Source organism: Gemmatimonadota bacterium (genome assembly GCA_026705765.1).
Lineage (GTDB): Bacteria > Latescibacterota > UBA2968 > UBA2968 > UBA2968 > VXRD01.
Map to the genome: position 1 here is coordinate 16,997 of JAPPAB010000008.1, position 22,757 is coordinate 39,753.

Sequence of the window (22,757 nt, forward strand, 5' to 3'; positions counted from 1 at the left end):
TCCCGAGAAACTTCTCCTGACTACCTGCTACAACTTACAAAATACTATCGACAAGCCCTTGGACATCACCTCCTTATAATCCCCCCCCTGTAAATTTTAAAAGCGGGCTTGAGCACCCCACCTCCTTTCGGTCTGTGATATTAATCATTATAAACTATAATTTCCAATAAATCAACAATTGCCCAATTTAATATGCGCCTCAAACCCTGTCAAGTATTATGCACCAACACAGAATATGTAAATAATATCCATAACATATTGTTTTTTAAGGCTTGATCCTCACTCTATCGAAATTCATAGAAATAACTCGTCTGACGATGCTACCTGGCGATAAAAAATACCACATCCTTGGTGACCTTTGTTCCCGTATTTAAATCCGTCACTGCCACCTCTAATTCATAGCGTCCCGCCTCTGATCCCTTCACGTCAATCTCCAGATAATTGTACTCTGTTTTCCGCGTACCCACTTGCTCGTAAGAAATTGTTACCTCTTTCTTCTCCTCAATACCCAACAATGTTCCAACCGCACGCAAAATCGTCACAACAAGGGGTTTGCCTTTGCGGGGTGAAATTTTGTAATCCATCTGGTAGCGCGTTTGACCAAACTCGTCAAATGTCAACCCATACACCTCGTAATAAATCGTCACGGGTTGTCCCGGCAAATAGGTTTTGGATGGCATGGGCACGACTTTGTGTCCACCTTTTACTTTTGAAGAAGCGTCTTCCACCACCAGACCGGCCATCTCGATATCGGAAAGCATCAGCGATGGGCCCGTATATGGCTCTACTGTCAGCGACCGGGTATAAGCACTCCGCATATTGCCTTTCGGGCTGCGCACCTCCACTCCCAGATGGTAATTGCCCGGCGATAGATTGAGCGCGATTTGATCCACAGCCAGATCGCCTGCACCCAGCGAATCCGTCGCATCTACCGCAAAAGGCAGGGGAGCCATCTTGCGATAGACCGGTCTCCATGTGCTGTCAAATACCGCAATACCCCGTTCCAAAACACCTGTCGCCTGAACGCTGTCTGGCAAATTGGCCAGAGGTACGCCGTAATACACTTCCAGACGGCTGTACTCGTCTTTCCCCTGGAAATCGACCGCATCGAAATGGAAATTCAATACATCGTCAAAGGGCGGCATCAGATCTGCCTGTGCTTGAATGGCCGATGCCACCTGCCGATCTGGACGCCGATCTGTCCACAGCCCCATGTTGAAGTGCGACTCACTGCGGCCCTGTGGGATATCGGGATAGATGTAATTCCCCTTCCGATCTAAAGCCGTGAATACCACCTCAATTCCCCCGGCGACATCCGGATAAATCCAGTATTCCCAGCGCGTGCCGCTATCGATGGGATAGAGCGGATAGCCCCGCACCGTCTTATCGCTCGCACCCCGGTCATAGCCGCTGAGTTCCACCGTAGGCTGGTAGCGGTCAGTACTTACCTGATTATAAGATGTGGCACCAAAACGGGAGCGATTGGGATTCAATTCAAAATCTATTGCCTCAAAATCGTTTACCGCCACCTCAAGACCGTATTCATCCTGGATCGCCACATCTTGCAAAGATGTCCGCAACCTGCCCATCCGCGCGATAATCTCTTTGCGGCCATCTACTGGAATGCCCAGCCACAGCCGCTCCTTGACCCGCACGGCATCGGGGTCTGTCTCATAGCGCACATCGCCCGAACGGCTTTTATGCGCGGGTTCTCCATAGCGAATATAAATCTCTCCGCGCCTGTCCCACGGCTTGCGCCCAGTTGAAAAATGCTGCATCGCATACAGCACCCGCCGATAGTGTTCTACCAAACGCTCGTTGCCCGGCGTAGCCGGCGTGGGATCGCGGCGCTGCCAGAACATCCGCACAAAGTCCGGCTGTTGCTCGGGCGGCAATGCCTCGTAAGCAGCGGCCTCTTTCAGCGTCGCAATAAGGCGAATATCTTGTAAAAGTCCGCGCGTGTGTTCATCTACCGTACGCAAATACTCCGCCATCACCTTCTGCGCTTCTCCTGTTTGTCCCATCAGTTGATACACCCCCAGAAGCAGGGGAAGGCATTCCTCGCGCAATTCGGGCCGCGTATCCATCAGTTCGCGCCATACGCGCGTCGCCCTTGCGCGTTGCCCCTGCTTCAACCATATTCGCCCCAGATCGAATCGCGCACGCGCGTGCATCGGATTCACCACAATCTGTCGGGTATAGGCTTTTTCGGCAGCTTCGATCTTGCCCTCGCGTTCAAACACCCGCCCGAGCAAATACAGCAATTCCGGATGATTCGAATAGGCTTCAATCGCCTCTTTCAAGGCATCTTCTGCTCGCTGTTTACCCCCCAGCAAACGCGCAAACGCGCGGTTGACCTGCGCGGTTTTCCAATCGGGACGAAGGGCGAGAGCCTGATCATAAGCCACCACAGCTTCATCCCACCGCTTGCGTCCCATATGAGATATTCCCACACCGTTGTACACTTCGGACAAAACCCCACCCGCGTTCAACGCCGAGTTAAACGTCCGTTCCGCATAGGGTAAATTGCTCGCAAACAAATAGGCATATCCCTGTGCCGATCGTCCCATCAAATCGTTTCCATCTTCCTTGAGAAGCACCTCCATCACCTCCAGAGCCTCTCGCGCCATTGCCGTATCCGGAAGCACCTGTCGAGCCGCATAGCGCGGATCGATATGCTTTGCCATTTCTTTGCGCCTGCCCAGAGCTGTGATTATCGCCCCATTCAGGTCGGGAGGTGCCCCAAAACCGAGCAACGGGTTATAATACGCCCGCGCCACAATCGGATTGCGATCCATCCAGAACCCATAGAGAAACGCCGCGCGGTCCGCGCGTCCCAGGCCAGTATATATGGCTTCAACCCCGGATCCACCAAATCGTTTTAATAAATGCTGTGCTGTCTTCACACGCTGATCGTCAGAGCCAGTAGCCGGAACAAGCACATCGCCCAGCACTTCAAATTTTCGGGCCGCCATGATTGTATCCCGCCCGGCTGTCACCTGAACCCGCAGCGTGTATGTCCCCGGCAAAAGTTCACGAGTGGGAATCCCCTCGGCGAATTTGACTTCGCCCCGATACCCGGGAAATGACCGCTCATCGCGCCAGAGGCGATGTCCGTACCGGTCTTCTATCTGCATCTCAACCCCGTGGCTCTGATAGCCCAGATAATACACCTCAAAATACAAGTAGAGCGGTGCTCCTCGTCGATATTGTCGCGCGGGGTTGGGCAGTATCAATCGCCCGTCTTTCCGGAACATCTCAAGGCTCTCTCCGGCTCCCTGCGGATTAAATCCGGAAGACAGGTACAGATCGCTCATCCCTATTTTCCCGGGATCGTAAGCGGGCACATCCAGAGAAAACACCGCCAATCCCGCCCGGTCTGCCTGCAAATCGCTCAAAGTCAGTTCTCCGCGATAGCGACCTGTGGGCAGACGCACCTGGACCATATCATATACCATGCGGTCTGTATCGACAGTGGCTTCCAGCGATTCGGCTGTCAGCCTGCTTTCTGCCTCCACCTGTTGCACAACCTCTCCGTCCTCGTTTAAGACCCGCAGCGAAGGCTTGTACCGCGCGAGATAAATCCCCGAATTTTGCCGCAAAAATGCAAATTGCGCCACAGGGAACCGCAATATTACTTCTTCGAAACCCTCGCGGCCCCGATATCGAAAACTGCACACATCAATCTCGAAAGCTATGGACCCTTCTCCGCGTGGCGGGAGATCCGCCTCACTGGCGCGTACTTCACAAACAGCGACTATCAAAGTCAAAAATACAATTGCGATACGCATAAAATACCTCTTGAGTGCTAAGCGTTGTAGGCTACGTCGTGTGCTTGTTTTACTAACCTCTATCCTCTTACAATAATATACAAAAACAAAAAAAAATTCAATTGGATAGCCCTTGACAGATTGATTAGAAAGGCGTTGTTTGATTTTTATGACACGTATTTTATTCCCTATCCTGTACGCGATCTTCTTTTTTTCGGGTGCAGCCGCTCTTTTGTTTGAAACTCTGTGGTTCCGCCAGGCAGGGCTTACATTTGGCAATAGTATTACGGCATCCAGTCTGGTGCTGGCCGCATTTATGGGTGGTTTGGCACTGGGCAATGGCTTATCTGCTCGCCTGGGCAGGCGCATCGCACGCCCCGTACGCATCTATGCGCTGTTGGAAATTGCCATTGCCCTGTCAGGGGTAGCCATCGTTTGGATGTTGCCCGCGTTTACTGCAGGGCTATCGGTTTTTCTCGCATCTTTTCTCGATTCCCCCCTTTTGCTCAACGCATTGCGCCTGCTGCTGAGTTTTGCCATTCTCATCGTGCCCACCACTGCGATGGGCGCCACCCTGCCCATCCTCGTCCGGGCATTGCGCGTGCGAGACGACGCTTCTATATCCGACGATGAAGGTGGTTTTGGGATCGCGCTTGGTCGGCTCTATGCGTGTAATACGCTGGGCGCTGTGGTCGGCGCGGTCGCGGGAGAGATTGCTATTATTGAATGGGTTGGGGTCCTGGGCACGGCATGGGTCGCCGCGCTACTGGATATTATCGCCGCTGGGGGTGCTTTGGGGATCGCACGCTATTTCTCTGGCGCGCGCGAAGTAAGTCCTTCGAAATTGAACAAGCTACCAACCTTCCGGACCGGATGCTTGCTGGGTGCTGCCTTTCTCTCGGGAGCTATTCTTCTGGCGCTGGAGGTCATCTGGTTCCGCTTCCTCCACCTTTTTGTGCCCGCGACTACGCTCGCCTTTGCCGTGATGCTGTCTGTGGTACTCACGGGTATTGGCGTGGGAGGTGAGTTGTCCGCCCGATGGCTACGCCGCAATGCCGGGGCATTTCGCACGCTTCCCACCATCGCCCTCAGCTCCGGGATACTCACGATTGTCACTTACCTGACCTTTGTCTATGTGGTGACGCCTTTGGGGACGGGATATATTGGCAACATATCGCAAATCCTGACACTATCTCTGGCATTGATGTTTCCCGTATCTCTTCTTTCGGGCATCCTATTCACCTTCACCGGTGCCGCGCTCAATCGCCATATCCAGCCCGATACCCGGGCCGCTGGCCTGCTCACGCTCGCCAATACCATCGGTGCTGGTCTGGGTGCGCTCATTGCGGGCTTTGGGCTATTGCCCATTCTGGGCATGGAGGTCGCAATCTTTATTCTCGCCCTTTGCTACGGTATTGTCGCTTTTCTCGTTTCAGGTCTGCGTCGGAAATACCGGGTGTATTACGTCCTTTTTGCCGCGTACCTCTTGATACTAATCCTTTTCCCCTTTGGCCGAATGGAGAACGCGTACTTCACCTTTGTCGCGCAGCGCTTTGGCTATCCCGAGACATGGAAAATCGCCGGTACTCGCGAAGGACGCACGGAGACCATCATCTATTTGGAAGGTGCTTATTTTGGCGTGCCGGTAGCGTACCAGATGCTCACGGATGGCTTTTCGATGGCGTCCAGCAGTCTGGTCAATCGCCGCTATATGAAGCTCTATGTGTACTGGCCCGTCGCCCTCCATCCCGATCTCAAAAAAGCACTGCTGATCAGCTTTGGCGTGGGTTCTACAGCCAAAGCACTTACAGATACGCGGTCGCTCGAGCAGATTGACGTGGTCGATATCTCCCGCGATGTGCTCGAGATGAATCGCATCGTCTATCCCGATCCGGATGTACAACCTCTGAAAGATCCCCGGGTGCGCGTGCATATTGACGATGGGCGTTATTTTTTGCAGACAACGCAAAATCGCTACGACCTCATCACCAGTGAACCCCCGCCGCCCAGACAAGCCGGCGTGGTCAATCTCTACTCACAGGAATATTTCCAGCTCATCTACAACCGTCTTTCAGAAGGGGGCTTATGCACCTACTGGCTCCCGGTTCACCATCTCAAACCCGAGGATACAAAAGCCATCATCCGCGCCTTTTGCAATGTTTTTGAGGACGCTTCCCTCTGGGCCGGGGCGGGTTTTAACTGGATGCTCGCCGGCTCTCGAAATGCCTCCTACTCCCCATCTGAGGACTCTTTTAGCCGACAGTGGCGCGATCCCGTCGTGCGTTCCGAACTTCTCGCCCTCGGTCTGGAACGCCCCGAGCAACTCGGTGCGCTCTTTATGTCTGATGCCGACCACCTCAACGCACTCACGCGCGACACCCTGCCGCTGGTCGATAATTATCCCAAACGCCTTTCCGTGGGCTTTTTCAACCGCGAACCCCATCGCGCATTTTACGACCGCTGGATGAATCCTCTGCTCACCCTCGAGCGCTTTGAAAAGAGCACCTTTATTCGCAATGCCTGGCCCTCTGGTATGCGGATGCGCACGCGCGATTATTTTGAAGCACAGCGCCTGCTCGAAACCTCGCTAATTTCCCCGACTGACAAAACGCGCGATCAGGGCACGCGCATCGCTACCCTCCACACGCTTCTCACGCAGACCGACCTGCGCACCCTCCCGCTGTGGCATCTGCAGATTCAGGACGATTTGCTCTATGCGGTTGATACCCGCCTCAAAGCAGGCGATGAGGAGACGTCTTACCTCCCCTACCTATCTGCCCGCGCCCTATCTGAGCGCGACTATACCCTTGCTACACGGTATTATGCCCAATCTTCCGATCCGACTCTGCGCTACCTGTATCTCTATGCGCTGTGTATGGCGGGCAATACTGCCGAAGTCGAACGTCTCGCCGCTGGATGGAAAGACCAGATTCTGCGAGATACCACACAGCGTTTCTACTATCAGTGGCTCGCCCAGACCTTTGAACTCAATATTCCCATTCCCTGAGAATGAATTGGGCACCCGAATCTTCTTTGACTTTTTTTAATGACTTTTTACTTTTCCTATATGTTCAAGATTATCTTTACAGGTATCCTTGTCCTTTCCACAGCGGCACAAGCCAATGGCACACAACTCCTCGAAGCCGCGGCACAGGGAAACCTGTCCGATGTACAGGCGCGTCTGAGTGCTGGCGATAATGCAAATGCCCGGGACAAATACGGCACTACCGTGCTAATGCTTGCAGCCAGAGGTGGGCATACAGATATTGTCAACGCTCTTCTCGAAAAAAGCGCCGATCCCAATGCTCAGGGAATGAGCGGGGAAACGGCTTTGATCGTCGCGGCTTTTCAAGGGCATACCCAGACGGTACAGGTGCTGTTGTCGGACAGAGCCGACCCCAATATACAGGACAAGCACGGCGCCACTGCTCTAATGTCCGCTGCTTTTGATGGGCATACAGACATTGTCAATATCCTCTTAAAAAAAGGCGCGAATCTCCATCTAAAAAATGCCCATGGCGCGACTGCGTTGATGCCCGCAGCAGTAGAAGGCCACACAACCACGCTCCAAGCGCTGATAGACGCGGGCGCGGATGTCAACACCCAGGACAACGACGAGCGCACGGCTCTGATGAGCGCGATTGCTGCAGGCCATACGCATGCTGTAAAAGTTCTCCTCAAAAACAATGCGGATCCAAACATTAGAGATAAGGACAACCGGACTGCGCTCACCTGGGCGTCAGTCGAAGGCCAAACAGATATGGTCGATGCCCTTCTGAATGCGGGTGCCGATCCCAATGCCAAAGACAACCTGGGCGATACCCCCTTGCTATTGGCTGCATTCAAAGGCCATACCGCTATTGTCGATACGCTCCTGAAAAAAGGCGGAATTCCCAATATCAGAGGCGGTGCTGGCGAAACCCCTCTGATGCGGGCTGTTTTACAAGATCACCGCCAAACCGTGCAGGTGCTCATAGCAAGAGGAGCAGACCTCAACGCCAGGGATAACATGGGCGATACGGCTTTGATGGGGGCCGCGTGGGACGGTAAAACCGAACGGATCGAATTTCTACTGGAAGTGGGCGCGAATGTCAATGCGCCCGACAGAGAAGGCCGCACGCCGTTGATGGCCGCTGCGTTTGAAGGACACATCGAAGCTGTCCGCGCGCTCTTAAGAGGCAGTGCCGATGTCGCAATTGAGGATAAAGATGGGGTTACAGCCTTAATGTGGGCCAGGGCAAAAGGGCATACGGCTATTGTTCATGAATTGGAACGAGTAAATGAAGTGAAAAGTGTGAAGTGAGAACAACAGGAATTACATCTTATGTCTGAAAACAAACAAACGCTCTGGGTTGTCACGCCCGTTGTCGATCTTTCCTGCATCACTCTGGGCTGGTTGCTTTTCTTTTTTGCTCCCTACCTGTTTCCCAAATACTTCGATACCATTCGAATTATCTCTGTTACGTTTCTTTTTGCGACTCACCGCTACTTCACGTTTCTCCTCGTCTATTTAGACCGCGCCGAATTTAGCCGCGCTCGCTTTCTTTATACGCTTATACCCATCCTTTGTTTTATCTTTGTCGGACTCTGTTATTTTTTTCGCATTGACGAACCCGAGATGTTCGCCTTCTGGTATCTCTTTAACTATTTTCACTTTGTTCGCCAGAAATACGGCATTCTCCGCATCTACTCCGGCAAAGCGCGATGGGGTCACAAGCGCCTCGATGCGTGGACGATGTATCTCTGGGGGCTGGCGGGTTTCTTTTATCTTTTTGGTTCAGAAGCCGATGTCAAGGTCATGCACTATCTTCGCAATCTGCTCGACTTCACGCCTCCGCTCCTGATCTCCCATATTTTATACGCACTCGCTATTCTGGTCACCCTGGCCTGGCTCTTCTATGAATTTCGCGGTGCCCAAAGTGTCAGTGTTCCCAAATTGCTCTTTTTTGCCTCTGTGGTCTTTCTCTACGGCATTGGCCCCACCCTATCGGCAGGTGCCATCTACATTGCTACCAGTATCAATCACGCTTCTGAATACATCGCTCTGGTCGCGCTCACGATCAAAAATAAGGTCCGCACTTCGGCTCTCGACGCGCCACTTCTCAATAAGGCCGCCAGCCATATTGTACGCAACACCTTTCTCTTTACCGCCGCTATCTGCGGCATCCTCTATGGTCTTTACACCTGGTCCCTTTTTGCCTTCCTCTTTTTTGCCTACGGCACCTCATTTGCCCACTTTGTTCTGGATGGTATGATCTGGAAACTCCGCCGCCCCAAAGTCGCCCGCGAAGTAGGGACAGCTTAGCAGGTCTATCCCACGTCTGAATTGATGAATCTAAAGTGCCCGTATAAGCGTGTAATACGCTTAAGACCCTGTATAATTTTCTTGTCACAGGCCACAATTTTCGTTATTTATTATATACCTTGATTCATAATCAGTATAAATGTAAATAATTGTAAATAAATGTGAATAAATGTAACTGCAATCGCAAAAAAAGGAGCCTCCCATGAAATCACTGAATCGGCGCACATTTCTCAGGAGTGCAGGTATTTGTCTGGCATTGCCGTTTTTAGACGCCATGATCCCCGTGGGGCGGGCTGCGAGTCAGGCGTTTGCCCTTGCCCGCGAACAAACCGCAAAGCGGCTGGTGTGTATTGGCAATCCCTTCGGAATGATCCCCGAGCGATTCTTCCCAACGGAAAGCGGCGCAAATTACACACTTCCCTCCCTCCTGCAACCCCTCGCAGCGCATCAGCGAGATTTCACCATCTTCTCCAACCTGGACCACAGTGTAACTGGTGGACACCGCACCGCGCATACATTCTTGAGCGGCATCCGCATCAAAGACGCTAAAACAATGCCCGAAGGCAACATCAGCATCGACCAAAAAGCCGCGGAATTTGTCGGCGTCAACACGCGGTTTCCCTCGTTGAATGTAAGCATCAATGGCCACTGCGAAATGTGCTGGACGCGCACGGGCGTGCGGGTACCGCCGATTAACGATCCTCGAAAAGTATTTCAAGCACTATTTGTAGATACCACAGCACAGGAAAAAGAACGGCGTGCAATCGCGCTCGACCAGCACGGCAGCATCTTAGACGCCGTAATGGGAGAAGCGCGATCCTTTGAGCGCAAACTGGGACAAAGAGACCGGGAAAAACTGGAAGAATATCTCACCTCTGTACGCACAGTCGAGAAAAAACTGGGCATGTCCAAAGCGTGGCTGGACAAACCCAAACCCCAGGTCAACATGGAAATGCCGGAAAATGGTCCCTTTGTCGAAACCCTGCCCCTGATGTACGATCTCATTGCCCTATCACTGCAAACCGACTCCACGCGGATAGCAACCCTGGAAGTGGGCATGGGGATCAAAACCACGGACCTGGGCCTGAACACGAATTACCACAAATACTCACACCACGGCAAATTGCCCGAACTCATGGAAGGCCTGACAATCATCGAAAAATATCAGATGAAACACCTGGGCCTGTTCTTCGACAAACTCAAAGCCATTGAAGACCCCGCGGGGGGAACCCTGTTTGACCACACCATGGTATTATCCGGCAGCGGCATGGGCAACGGCAGTTCGCACTCCAACAAAAACCTGCCCATCTTGCTCGCGGGTGGTGGATTCAACCACGGGCAACACCTGGTATTTCCAGAAGCAAAGCCCCAGCGCGTCCCATTGAGCAACCTGTACTTATCGATGTTGCAAAATTTTGGACTGGAAATCGATCACTTTGGCCAGAGCACCGGCACGCTAAAAGGATTCGAATAAAAATGAAAAAAAGCGTTCTATTCCTCCTGATTGGCATCTTGTCGTCATCGACTGCCTGGGCAGAAGGGGATGCGACATACAAAAATATTGTGCGCCCCTTTTTGGCGCAGCGATGTCAACATTGCCACGGCGCAGAGCTTCAAAAAGCAGACCTGCGGTTTGACACCCTCACATTGGATTTTCACAATGAAGATGTCTTACTAACCTGGCAAAACATCGCCGACATGTTAAACCTCGGCTTAATGCCGCCTTATGAAGAGCCGCAGCCCGAACTGGCGGAAATGATGCCCGTAATCGACTGGATCACCGCCTCGCTAAAAGCGCATTACGAAGCCGAAGAAAGCACGGGCGGACAAACGGTCTTGCGCCGCTTGAACCGGAATGAATACCGCAACACAATTCGGGATCTACTGCATCTGGACATGACCATATTCGACCCCACAGATGCATTTCCCCAGGACGATGAAGAACACGGATTTGACAACATCGGCAAAACACTCGTCATGTCGGATTTCCTGGTCGAAAAATATCTCGACGCCGCCGATCAAATCGTGCAACGCGCCGTATTGCCCGGCCCGCCGCCAGAAGAGAAAACACACGAATTCACCTTTCCCATCATGCGCGGGGCCGGTGGATTTTTAGCACCGGCGAGCCGCCGCTTGAAACAGGGATACGACGAGCTATTCCGCCGACCCGACGACCGCTGGGGATACATGTCCATCGACAGATTCCGAAAAGGCGTACCGCATTCGGGAATGTACCGCGTTCGCGTTCGCGCATCTGCACACAACCAGCAACACCCCTATGACAAAGCACTGCGAACAGATGAAAATGAACCCATACGCATGGGCATTGTCGCCGCATCCGGGCGTTATGGCGACCTGCGGCAGAGCAACACATCGGATATAACACTGGCCGAATTTGAAATGATCGCAGATGGCAAACCCCGCGATTACGAACGCGAACTCTGGTTGGATGAGTCCTACGTGCCGCGCGTCACGTATCCAAACGGACCCGTCACACTTTATTGGCGAAGTCTTCTGAGGCGATATCATCCCCAACTCTACGACAAAACAGACCGCCGCAAACTGTCTCAAAAAGAAGACCAACAACTCGTACACCGGCAAACAGAAGTCGCGGTAATGAACTATCTGGGACCGAGCATTCGCATATACAAAGTCGAAATCAAAGGTCCGCTTTACGAACAATGGCCCCCGCCCTCGCACACGAGCATCTTTGGCAAGCGCGATCCCGACAAAGTCAAACCGCGCGATATCCTGACCCGCTTTGCAACGCGCGCGTATCGCCGCCCGGTCAAACACAGTGAAATCGCGCACATCCTGCAACTGGTCGAGCAACACGAAAAAACCGGTGCCTCGCGCGTTCAGGCCATCAAAATGGGCTTAAAAGCCATCTTGTGCTCACCCAACTTCCTCTATCTCTACGAAAACGAAGGCCAATTAGACGACTATGCCCTCGCGTCCAAACTCTCGTATTTTCTCTGGTCATCCATGCCCGACGAAGAATTGTTTGCGCTGGCAAAGAAAAAGCGATTGCACAAACCCGAGGTTCTGCGCGCGCAAATTGACCGCATGTTAAAAGACGAAAAAGCCAGGGCATTTGTAGAGAACTTCACAGAGCGATGGTTGGCCCTGTACAAAATCGGTGAAATGCCGCCCGACCCGCGCAATTTTCGACTGTACTATCAGGCGCATCTCGAAGACGCGATCAAAAAAGAAACCCACGCCTTCTTCCAGTACATCCTGGACAAAAACATGAGCATCGCGCATTTCATCGACTCGGACTTCACCTTCATCAACCGCGACCTGAGCTTGTTATACCGCATAGAAGGCGTAGAGGGCAGGGAATTTCGCAAAGTAAAACTCAACGACCCCAAACGCGGTGGCCTGCTGGGACACGCCAGTGTATTGACGGCAACATCGAACGGAATCGAAACATCGCCCGTAGTGCGCGGCGTATGGGTATTGGAAAACATACTGGGCACCCCACCCCCGCCACCATTACCCGATATCGAACCACTCGAACCCGACATTCGGGGATCGACGACCATTCGTCAGCAACTGGCAAACCACCGCGAAATCGCCACCTGTAACGAATGTCATCGCCACATTGATCCCATAGGCTTTGCACTGGAAAATTTCAATCCCATAGGCGCGTGGCGATATGGTTACGGTCCCAAGAAACCAAAAATAGATGCGTCAGATGTCCTATCTGACGGCAGCAAATTCGACGGCCTTGTGGGCTTTAAAAAGATCCTCATGGGAAAGAAAGACCAATTTGCCCGCTGCCTGACCGAAAAAATGCTCACCTACGCGACCGGACGCACGCTGGAAGCCACTGACCGCCCCGAAGTAGATCGCATCGTAAACGATTTGAAAACAAAGGGCTATGGCTTGAAAGACCTGGTCATGCTCATCGCGACGAGCGAACCGTTCTTGACCAAATAGCCGCCAACTTCGCATAAGGACAAACAAACCCGCTCTGGTATGACACCAGAGCGGGTTTTTCTTTGTCAAACAATAAAAAATAAATTTAAAAAAGTTATCGTTTTTGATTGACCCACCTCAATTTGAATATTAACATGCGTTGTAAATAGCATAAATCATCTTTAACCAACAGAAAAAAGCGAACTGGATCGCGGCTAAAGCATGTCCCTGCATGATTTAAGCAGGGGCCCTGCCGCGATGACGACCTTTACTGGCCGCTGGTCGCCATCGCTCATCAGACTAAATCCGCGTAATCCGCGATCCGAAAGGAGGTTATGCCTATAATTTACGAACAGACGTGTTTTACCCGCAGCATGCAAATCGTCACAAACCTCAAAAAAGGAGGTCGTTGTATGAGATTCATTGTAGCAATTTTGTTAAGTCTGGCCCTTACAGGACCGGGAGTGGCAGAAGTGAACGGCACCTGGTCTGTTGGGGTAACCGGGCAATACGACATGCCGCTGTTCAAATTGAACCAGTGGTTTCCCTCGGGAGGTATTGACATCGGGGGAACAATCTCACGCATCAACAACCCGACCTGGACATTTGAACTGGACGCGCGGTATGCCAAATACGGATCGGGAGAACTGGAAAGCCGCAGATTTCTCTGGTCCGTTGACCTGCAGGAATACGAAAGCCCCAACGCCAGTTCGGAAATGACCTGGTTTACAGTAACCGCCAACTATCTTTACCACTTCAACGGCGGAGGTGAAAAACTGAACACCGGGGGTGGCGCACCCTACTTCGTCATCGGATCGGGATTCTACCACTACAACAACGAAATCAGCGGACTGATTTACCCCGGACAGAGCGGCACCCTGGACACCAATTTGATACAGCGCCCCGAATCAGATGTTCGCACGGCTCTGGGCGTAAACGCCGGTGTGGGCGTCGAATACTTCGCCTCTCAGAATTTTGCATTTGACCTTCGGGCACAATACCACGTCATCTGGGGCCACGTGCGTCCCCTGGAAGCCTGGGGCTTACAAGAGGCATTTCCATTTCACAAACTCAACATAGGTGTTCGGCTCAAGTTGTATTTCCCCAAATAATAACGGAGGTTCAGCATGCGTTTTAGCATTCGTTTAAGCTGTCTCCTGCTCCTGGTCGGCGCAATATGCGTCTTCTATCCGGGCGATGGGATGGCAGCTACAACAGGAAAAGTCACCGGTGTCGTGACAGATGCCCAAGGTGAGGCACTACCCGGCGTCAACGTCGTAGTAAAAGGCACGCGGCGCGGCGCCGTAACCGATACAGACGGCTATTTTTTAATATTAGCTGTCGATCCGGGCGTACATGAAGTAGAAGCGTCCCTGGTCGGCTACCGCACCGAAACCATACAAAACGTGCTGGTACAGGTCGAATTGACCACCACAGTGAATATCGTACTCCAGGAAGCAGCCGTAGAACTCGGCGAACTGGTCGTCATTGCCGAGCGACCTGCCGTGGAACCCGATAAAACCGTAAGCCGCTACATTGTCGGCGTCGAGCAAGTCGAACAGGTACCCCTTGCGCGAAACGCGGCAGAAGTCATCGAATTGCAACCGGGCGTATCCCTGGACGGTGCCATGCGCATCCGAGCAAGCCACACCGCCTCGGTAACCAACGGCACCAATGAAGTCTTTGTGGAAATCGACGGCATTCGCCTGTCCAACGACGATGGCGTAGCCGAAAACAACACAGCTTCACAGGTCAACAGCCTGGCGCGTGGGGCATTGCAAGAAGTCGCCGTCGTAACCGGCGGTATGAACGCCGAATACGGCAATGCACAGGGCGGCGTAATCAGCCTGGTAAGCCGCGAAGCCAAAGAGCGATACGGTGGCCTGGGCGAATACCGCCTGACCCTGCCGGGGCTAAAGCACTGGGGTGCGAACGTCTATAACAGCCCGCTCCTGGAGGGCAAAACCCCGGACACCGGCAATCCCAATATAGATTCAACGCCTTCAGATTACGACAGTGCATTGGGACATTTTTTGGAAGGCAATGTCTCCGGTCCAATTAACCCACAACTCGGATTCTTCCTCAGTACCTATACAGATCGGCAGGCATCCGTTTTTCCAGGACCTTCCAATCACGCGCCCTTTAACCTGAACACATCGGCCAATGCGACCTATCGACCGGGCGACAAGTACAAATTCAAGCTCGGCACCACATGGGTGTACAAAGACGGATTCAACAATGGCTCGACCAGTGTGGTACGCGGTCCGGGCGGCGCAACCACGGGCGTACCGCCGGGCGGCGTGCGAGGCATCTCGGAAAGCGGCCTCAACCTCTACCTGCCCGCAGGGTATAGCTCCTCGGGCAAGTCGCCGCGCACCGATCAGGTACTTTACGGCGTCTTGACACACACCATATCGCCCAAAACATTTTACGAAGTCCGCGTATCTTTCCAGAGCACATCCCTCGATACCAGCGATGTGCCAGCACAGACAACAGATATTGTCCGCGGTGCAAACGGATTTTACGGCACGCGGGATATCCACGCCTTTAGCTGGGCGCGGCGCACGCGCATTCTGTTAAAAGGCGACTTGTCCAGCCAGGTGACGCGGGGACACTTTGTAAAAGCCGGATTTGAAATCATCCGCAACAGCATCGAACAGCAAGATGTGATTTTCAACACAACCCGCGAACGCAACATCCGCTTGCTGGGCAAGGGCGATCCTATCGTGGGCATGGAACCTTTTAATCCCGCGACTTACGCGGCTTATATCCAGGACAAAATGGAATTTGAGGGCCTGATCGTCAATCTGGGTGTGCGCTACGAAGTCCTCGCACCCGGCGAATCCTTTGGCCGCGCCATGGACCACGTCACCTGGAACCACTACAACTCCCTCACGCGCTGGCGAAACGTACCCATCGTGGATTCGCCCACGCAGACGGCCATCAGCCCGCGCCTGGGCATCTCACACCCCATTACAGAGCGCTCCACCATTCGATTCTTCACCGGCCGCTTCCACCAGTTTATCGGTTTACAAAGCCTTTACAACCGCACCTGGCGGGCGACGGGACCGGACAAAGACCTGAATGGCAACGGACAAATCGACGAGATGGAAATTTTCAACGCCCTGGTCTATCCGCTGGCGGGCGAATTTGGCAATGTCCACATGAAACCCGAACGCACGACCAACTTTGAGGTCGGCTTCGACTACAACTTCTACGGCGATTACGTATTGGGGTTAACGGCTTTTTACAAAGACCAGGAAGGCACGCTATCCAGCGGTGGGTCAGACTTTTTCATCGACGAACCCGTATTTGGCTTCAACTCGTCATATACCCATGCCTTCTTCAATCGCCGCTTTGCCACGTCTCGTGGATTTGAGCTGTCCTTCCAGAAAAAATTCAGCCAGATGACCGCCCTGTACGTAGCTTACAACGTCAACTGGGCCAAAGCGCACCGCGGCGGCAAATCATCCTGGGAATGGTTCATCGCCCCCACGGCTCAATATGTGAACAGCGACAAGTTCTTTGCCGGCGTCACTGTGGAATCCAACGGACAGGAAGTGCCCCGCGCACCAACGGCCGAAGAGCGGAGGGCATTCGCAGAGAAAGCCAATGAAATTGCCCTGAAATACAAAGCCAAAGCAGATGTGATGGAACCAAAGAGCAATGCCTTCTGGGAACAGCCAGTCCTCGTCGAAGACGGACTGTACTCCTTCAACATCGCCAACTACAGCATTCCCACCTTAGATGGCGGCCTGGACAGGCGCAACTTTGCCAGCGTGCAATTCCTCTTCTCTGCACCGCCGGATTTCCACATCGTGGCTCTGGCCGGATTCCGCGCGACCATGGTCTGGCAGATGCAGACCGGCGGCGCATTCTGGTACACGCCTCCCACGGGACCCAGGGAACGGCGCAACGGCCCGCCCACCACAGTCACAGACGTCAGCTTTGAAAAAGACTTTGGACTGGGACAAACGGGTACAGCCACGACATTCCTGGAAGTCCGCAACCTCTTTGGGCAGCGCGACGATACGAGCACTGGTTTCCGCTGGATCCAGTACGGCCTCCAGAAACCGCCGCCCGGAGACAGCAAATTCGATACTTTCGGCGATATTTCCGAACTGACCCGCTACAACGGCGGGCTGGGCAGACCCCGAACCATCGTGGCCGGGGCGCGGTTTAAGTTCTAATCTGACAGGAGGAGCATATCCATGTCTCTGAAAAACTTGAAAAAACAATGGCTCTCGGGTCTGATGGTATTGTGCCTCATGTCAATCGGCACAATAGATTCGCAGGCGCAGGTGGTCTATAGCGCGTCGCGGCACATGACCCGGTCACTGGTGTGGCTCTCGTTTACCAACTCCGGTACGTCGAGCATGCACTATCAGGTGACCCCATCTCGGGTGATGATGCGAATGTCCTACCCGGGCGAATTGTATTCCCTATACGCCCTGTTGGGCACCGAAGAATTTGTGGAATACTGGGGCGACAAAGCATGGGGGTCGTCTGCACAAAAGGGCTTTACAAACATGCACTCGGCTGGCGAAGGCGTGCTGGTATTGACCAATGTGGACGGTGAAAAATACGTCTCGGTCACAGGACCGCGCACACCCACCGAAGACGTGATACCGATGAATTACGACATCGCCAACTCAAAAGAAGCCTCGTGGGGCATTCAGTCCATTGTGCCCAATCGCGGTGTGGGTCCAGGCACGGTAAAATCCAACTGGTGGCAAGGTGCATCGCCCCAATCCGCTGACCCGGCCAATTTGCGGCCCTACGAAATTCACAACTTCGATTACGGCATTTATCCGCCCGTGCAAAATGCAGGCGAAGAAATCCATATCACGCAGTGGCAGACAAAGCACAACATCGTCGTCACGCGCAAAGCCCATGCGTGGAGTCACCAGGATTTCGACGACTTTTTCATCCTGGAACTCGAGTTTGAAAATCGGGGCGGACAACAACTCGACAACACCTACCTTGGCGTCATGAACTCCATGTATGTCAATAGTGCTGGCACATCTTTCCGCTGGGGTCATGAAGGCGGCCTGGTCACCTATCGCCGCAGTCAGGCACTGGACGACCACTATCGCTACAGCGAGGCTCCCAACTTCGAAAACAATTCCTTAAGCGGGTTGTCGCCTGCGGATTTCCAGGGCAAATACATCATGTATCAGTGGGATGGCAATTCCCCGTCCAGCTTCGAAGAAGACACGGGCGACCCCTACTTCTCGGACCTGGAGGCGCGGGGCTTCCCCGGCAGCAGGAACAGACCCGAAGGCATGCCCATTGCGCCGGCCTATCAGTTTATGGCTCCCCTCGCCTTTCGCAATGCCGGGAGTCACACATTCAACGCAGCAGACGCAGCAGAAGGCTTTGTCGATCCACAGGGCGAACCCCTGTCGCACTGGTACGAAGTATTTGGCCGCCGCAACATCGACGACCCCACGCGGGGCGCGTTGAGCATGACCGACCAGTACGACTTTTTCACCTCGCCCACAATGGACAACCCGACCTCTGAACAAATGCAGTGGGAAGACCTGATCTTTGGTCCCTACAGCCTGGCACCCGGACAAAAAGCCAAAATCGTGCTCGCCTACGGCTTTGGATCGTCCGCCGAATTTGAAATCAATGCCGAGACGGGTTATGCCAATGACATCACCAAGTGGTCGTGGAACGTGGGCGATATTGGTCCAGACGCCCGCAAATCGCTCTTAGCCAAAGGCGAAGAAGCCATGCTGCGGCATCTGGAACACGCACAATTTGCCTACGACAACGAGTACCAGATCCCCAACGCACCCCCGGATGTGGATTTCTTCCAGGGGAGCAATGCACAGGCCAAAATTACGCTGACGTGGTCAGATGCTGCCGAAAAAGCCACCAACCCCGAATACGGCCAGACCGACGTGGTCGCCTATCGGGTCTATCGCTCGACCTGGCAGGAGACCGGACCGTGGGATCTGGTGGGCACGGTTCCAGCCGGTAGTAGCCAGGGCGGCACGTACACCTGGGTGGATGAAAATTCGCTGGCCGGATTCCAATTTGCCTACAATGTGCGCTCTGTTGCCAGCCCCAAATCGTCGTGGTCCGAAGGCTCCAAAACCCTTGCCGACCTACCCGAGACCGTGCGCAAGCACCTCACGGAAAACGGATTGGAGAGCGGATGGTCGGCAGCAGAACAACGCATGATCGTTCCGGGCAGCCCAATTTTGGCCGCCAATGACGCCGCCGACAATATGGAGAGGCCGGTAGTCGTGGTGCCCAATCCATTTAGTCTGGCGCAAGCCCAATCCAATTACCAGGGCACGCTCAAACTGCGCTTTGTCGGGGTGCCGCACCAGGCAAAAATCTCCATTTTTACAGTCTCGGGAGATCTCGTTGCCGAAATCAACCACAACGATCCAACGGCCGGGGAAGCGCAGTGGCTCTTAAAAGATCGCTTCCTCACCGGTGAAGCCACCTCGTCTGCGTACTTCTTCGTGGTGGAGTCGCTCGTGCCTGCCAGTCGCGGTCGCAAGACCAAGGGCGCGTTCATAATCAACCGTTAAAACACAAGGATTGATACTATGAAACATACGATGTCCGCAGTGCTAATCGTTTTGATGGCGCTCGCCCTATCGGCTCCGGCCTCGGCGCAGGCACTCTTCCCAGAAGCCGAAGAAGTCCTGAATCCAGAGGGCCGCAGCAAGATCAAGCCATCCACATTCAATTTTTTGAAAGTGACCAACAATGCCCGAGTCGCGGGCATGGGCGATGCTTTTACCGCGGTATCCGACGGGATAGACGGCATGATCTGGAACCCGGCGGGCCTGACCAAAGTGAATAATCTCGCATATACCTTTGGCTACACCCAATGGCTGGTCGAATCGTCATTTGTCACCGGATCTCTCGCCTACAACACCGGACAGTGGGGCGTACTGGGCGTATCATTTGTGAACTTTACCCTGCCCGACATGCCCGAAACAACCACCATGGAACCAGACGGCACCGGTGCGATGGTGAACTCGGGCGACCTCGCCATCGGCCTGGTTTACGCCTATCAATTGACCGACAAGCTCTCGTCAGCAGCCTCCTTGCGCTTTGTCCAATCCGCGCTGGGACCAGAGACACTCAGCGCAGTCTCCGTGAATGTCAGCACCTTGATGTACACGGGCTTTCAAAGCCTGCGCATTGGCATGAACATGAAAAACCTGGGCGGAGAGCAGGAAATTGTGAGCGAAAAATCGGAAATGCCCCTGGTATTCCACACCGGGATAGCCATGGAATTGTACGGCAACCTCGGCGATCCCGTATCTCTGACCGGCTCGTTTGAAGGCGCTTTCTTCACCGACCGCGAACAGCGCTGGAATCTGGGCGGTGAACTCTGGATACAGAACCTCATCGCGCTTCGAGCGGGCTATAAGATCAAATACGATGTGGAAACCTGGAGTATTGGCGGCGGTCTCAAGGGAAAATTCGGCGGACGACACATCGCCTTAGACGTATCGTATAGCAATCTTGGCGATCTGTTCGACCCGCCCCTGCGCCTGAACCTCTCGGGTTCACTGTAGGAGGAGTCTGACGAATCAACGAATCAACGGAACGGGGTACAACTGGCCGTCTCTCAGGCCAGTTCATCTGCGAATCGGGATTCGCACTGACTTTGGGTGGTTGGGCAGGGTTCGTCTATTCGTCTATTCGTCTATTCGTTTCGCCGTATCTTTCATACCCCGCCGGAATTGGAGCACAATCCGACTTCCGTGCGGGGTGTGCCATTTGTGCTAATAGGAGAGACGTTTGGCCGAAGCACTGCAATCAGACCCAACAGGTGAACCTGCAAGAGGCATAACACTCCGCTCGGTTGCCCTGGGCATTGGAATCGTGATCTTCATCAACCTGTGGGTAACCTATGCCGAGACCGTGGTAAAAACCTCTCGCCTGAACCTGAGCGTATTTCAAATAACCCTCCTCGCCATCTTCATCATCCTGATCGGGGTGGTCAACCCCCTGATCAAATCTATAAATCGTCGCTACGCCTTTGCACCTGCCGAATTGCTATCCGTTGTCGCCATTGGCATCGTGGGCTGCGTCGTGCCCACATCCGGCATCACTGGATTTTTGATCGGGGTAATTTCCACCCCCTTTTATTTTGCCACGCCCGAAAACGGATGGGCCGAGTACTATCACCCCAACCTCAACTCGTGGGTCGTACCCACCAATCAGGAAGCTGTACGCGCCTTTTACGAGGGCTTATTGCCCGGCAGCGCGATACCCTGGCGCGTGTGGTTGGCACCACTCGCGTGGTGGGGCAGTCTGGTAGTGGCTGTATTTGCCGTTTCCGCCACACTGATGATTATCTTGCGAAAACAATGGGTAGAATACGAAAAACTCGCCTATCCCATCGCCGCCGTACCCATTGAGATGTCCCAGGACGCCCTCTCTGCGCGTCTTCTCCCCGCATTCATGCGCGGTCCCATGTTCTGGATTGCAGCGGCCATACCATTTTTGATTTTTGTCTGGCACTCCCTGTCATGGGCATATCCGCTCCTGCCCAGCATCGGCATCCTGCCGCACGGAGGATATTTCCGCTTCACGCGCTATTCGCCTGGCATGTACATTCAGCCCATGCAATTTTTGACCATCGGATTTGCGTACTTTGCCAATACACAGGTCCTATTCTCAGTCTGGTTTTTCTTTTTACTCCACGTCCTGGAAGGAGGCATCTTTAACCGCCTGGGCTATCAAATCGAGCGGTCAACCGATTCTTTCAGCGCAGACCCGCCCACCGAAGCCTGGCAGTGTTTTGGCGCACTCGCCTGTCTCGTCGTGTGGCGATTGTGGGTCGCGCGGCGGCATCTGCGCGATGTCGTCCTCAAAGCACTCGACAAAAATCATCCGGTAGATGACCGCGGTGAAATACTCTCCTACCGGTCCGCAGTTCTAATTTTGTCGTGTAGCCTCATCTACGTCTTATTCTGGCTCCTGCAAATCGGAATGGACCTGACCACCGCATTGATTTTTATGTCCGGCGTCGCCGTCATCTACATCGGCATCGCGCGCGTGGTCTCAGAAGCCGGCGTCGTATATTCGGGTGCCACCGTAACACCGCAGGCATTTGTCATGGACCTGCGCGGCACCCACGTCATATCCGGAAGCAGCATGACGGCCATCGCATTGTCCTACTCCCTCATTGATTATATGCGCGGGCTATTCACCCCGGCGCTGGCTCAATCGATCAAATTGGGCGACCTGATCCGCGGCAACCGCCGTCTGTTATTCTATTGCGTGGGCATCGGCGTACTCGCCGGATTTATCTCTTCCGTATGTCTCATGCTCTATCTGGGCTATACACATGGAGCGTACAATTTCCCGCGCTTTCCCTTCTTCAGCGGCGATCCAAAAGGCATCTACGGATCTACACTTACAATGATGCGAACGCCCAAAGCGCCCGACCCAAACCGCATCATCTTTTTTGCCATTGGCGCGGGCATAATGGCCCTGTTGACATTCTTGAGATACCGATTTTCCTGGTGGCCCATCAACCCCATCGGCCTGACCATCTCCGCTGCCGATAACACGGCATCTCTGGTCATGCCCGTATTCATCGCCTGGGTATGCAAAGCCTCTTTGCTCCGCATCGGCGGCGTAAACCTCTACCGCAAAGCCATGCCCCTATTCCTGGGCCTGCTCGTCGGGTACACAGCCGGCGTCGTATGGTCATTTCTCGTCGATGCAATCTGGTGGACCGGTCAGGGACACTCAGTTCACTGGTGGTAAAT

General features: G+C 53.6%; 11 protein-coding genes. 10 read left to right on the forward strand and 1 reads right to left on the reverse strand.

Translation table 11 applies throughout. The features are described 5' to 3' along the window. Nucleotides 1-320: 320 nt before the first annotated feature. Nucleotides 321-3,791 carry a GWxTD domain-containing protein gene (locus tag OXH16_01160; GenBank protein MCY3679975.1) on the reverse strand — a complete coding sequence of 1,157 codons (3,471 nt, stop codon included), beginning with the start codon at nt 3,789-3,791 and terminating at the stop codon, nt 321-323. A 148-nt stretch (nt 3,792-3,939) separates the two neighbouring features. On the opposite strand from OXH16_01160, the gene OXH16_01165 reads away from it, so the two are divergent. The 10 genes from OXH16_01165 to OXH16_01210 all read left to right on the forward strand — a co-directional run bounded on the left by OXH16_01165 (nt 3,940) and on the right by OXH16_01210 (nt 22,755). Further along, nucleotides 3,940-6,777 carry a spermidine synthase gene (locus OXH16_01165; protein MCY3679976.1) on the forward strand — a complete coding sequence of 946 codons (2,838 nt, stop codon included), beginning with the start codon at nt 3,940-3,942 and terminating at the stop codon, nt 6,775-6,777. Nucleotides 6,778-6,816: 39 nt separating this feature from the next. Further along, on the forward strand, nt 6,817-8,073 hold the full coding sequence (locus OXH16_01170; protein ID MCY3679977.1) for an ankyrin repeat domain-containing protein: 1,257 nt from the start codon (nt 6,817-6,819) through the stop codon (nt 8,071-8,073). A gap of 21 nt (nt 8,074-8,094) precedes the next feature. Then, complete coding sequence (locus OXH16_01175; protein MCY3679978.1) at nt 8,095-9,075, forward strand: hypothetical protein; 981 nt, start codon at nt 8,095-8,097, stop codon at nt 9,073-9,075. A 202-nt stretch (nt 9,076-9,277) separates the two neighbouring features. Then, nucleotides 9,278-10,549, forward strand: a complete 1,272-nt coding sequence (locus tag OXH16_01180; protein ID MCY3679979.1) for a DUF1552 domain-containing protein — start codon at nt 9,278-9,280, stop codon at nt 10,547-10,549. 2 nt (nt 10,550-10,551) lie between these two features. Continuing rightward, on the forward strand, nt 10,552-13,017 hold the full coding sequence (locus OXH16_01185) for a DUF1592 domain-containing protein (GenBank protein ID MCY3679980.1): 2,466 nt from the start codon (nt 10,552-10,554) through the stop codon (nt 13,015-13,017). 392 nt (nt 13,018-13,409) lie between these two features. Then, nucleotides 13,410-14,108, forward strand: a complete 699-nt coding sequence (locus OXH16_01190; protein ID MCY3679981.1) for an outer membrane beta-barrel protein — start codon at nt 13,410-13,412, stop codon at nt 14,106-14,108. Between the two features lie 15 nt (nt 14,109-14,123). Further along, nucleotides 14,124-17,186, forward strand: coding sequence for a TonB-dependent receptor (locus tag OXH16_01195; protein MCY3679982.1), 3,063 nt, complete (start codon nt 14,124-14,126; stop codon nt 17,184-17,186). Nucleotides 17,187-17,207: 21 nt separating this feature from the next. Further along, nucleotides 17,208-19,547 carry a hypothetical protein gene (locus OXH16_01200; GenBank protein MCY3679983.1) on the forward strand — a complete coding sequence of 780 codons (2,340 nt, stop codon included), beginning with the start codon at nt 17,208-17,210 and terminating at the stop codon, nt 19,545-19,547. 18 nt (nt 19,548-19,565) lie between these two features. Further along, the gene (locus tag OXH16_01205) at nt 19,566-20,549 is read left to right on the forward strand and encodes a PorV/PorQ family protein (protein MCY3679984.1); all 984 of its coding nucleotides are present in this window, start codon (nt 19,566-19,568) and stop codon (nt 20,547-20,549) included. A 226-nt stretch (nt 20,550-20,775) separates the two neighbouring features. Beyond that, nucleotides 20,776-22,755, forward strand: coding sequence for a hypothetical protein (locus OXH16_01210; GenBank protein MCY3679985.1), 1,980 nt, complete (start codon nt 20,776-20,778; stop codon nt 22,753-22,755). The last annotated feature ends 2 nt before the right edge of the window (nt 22,756-22,757 follow it).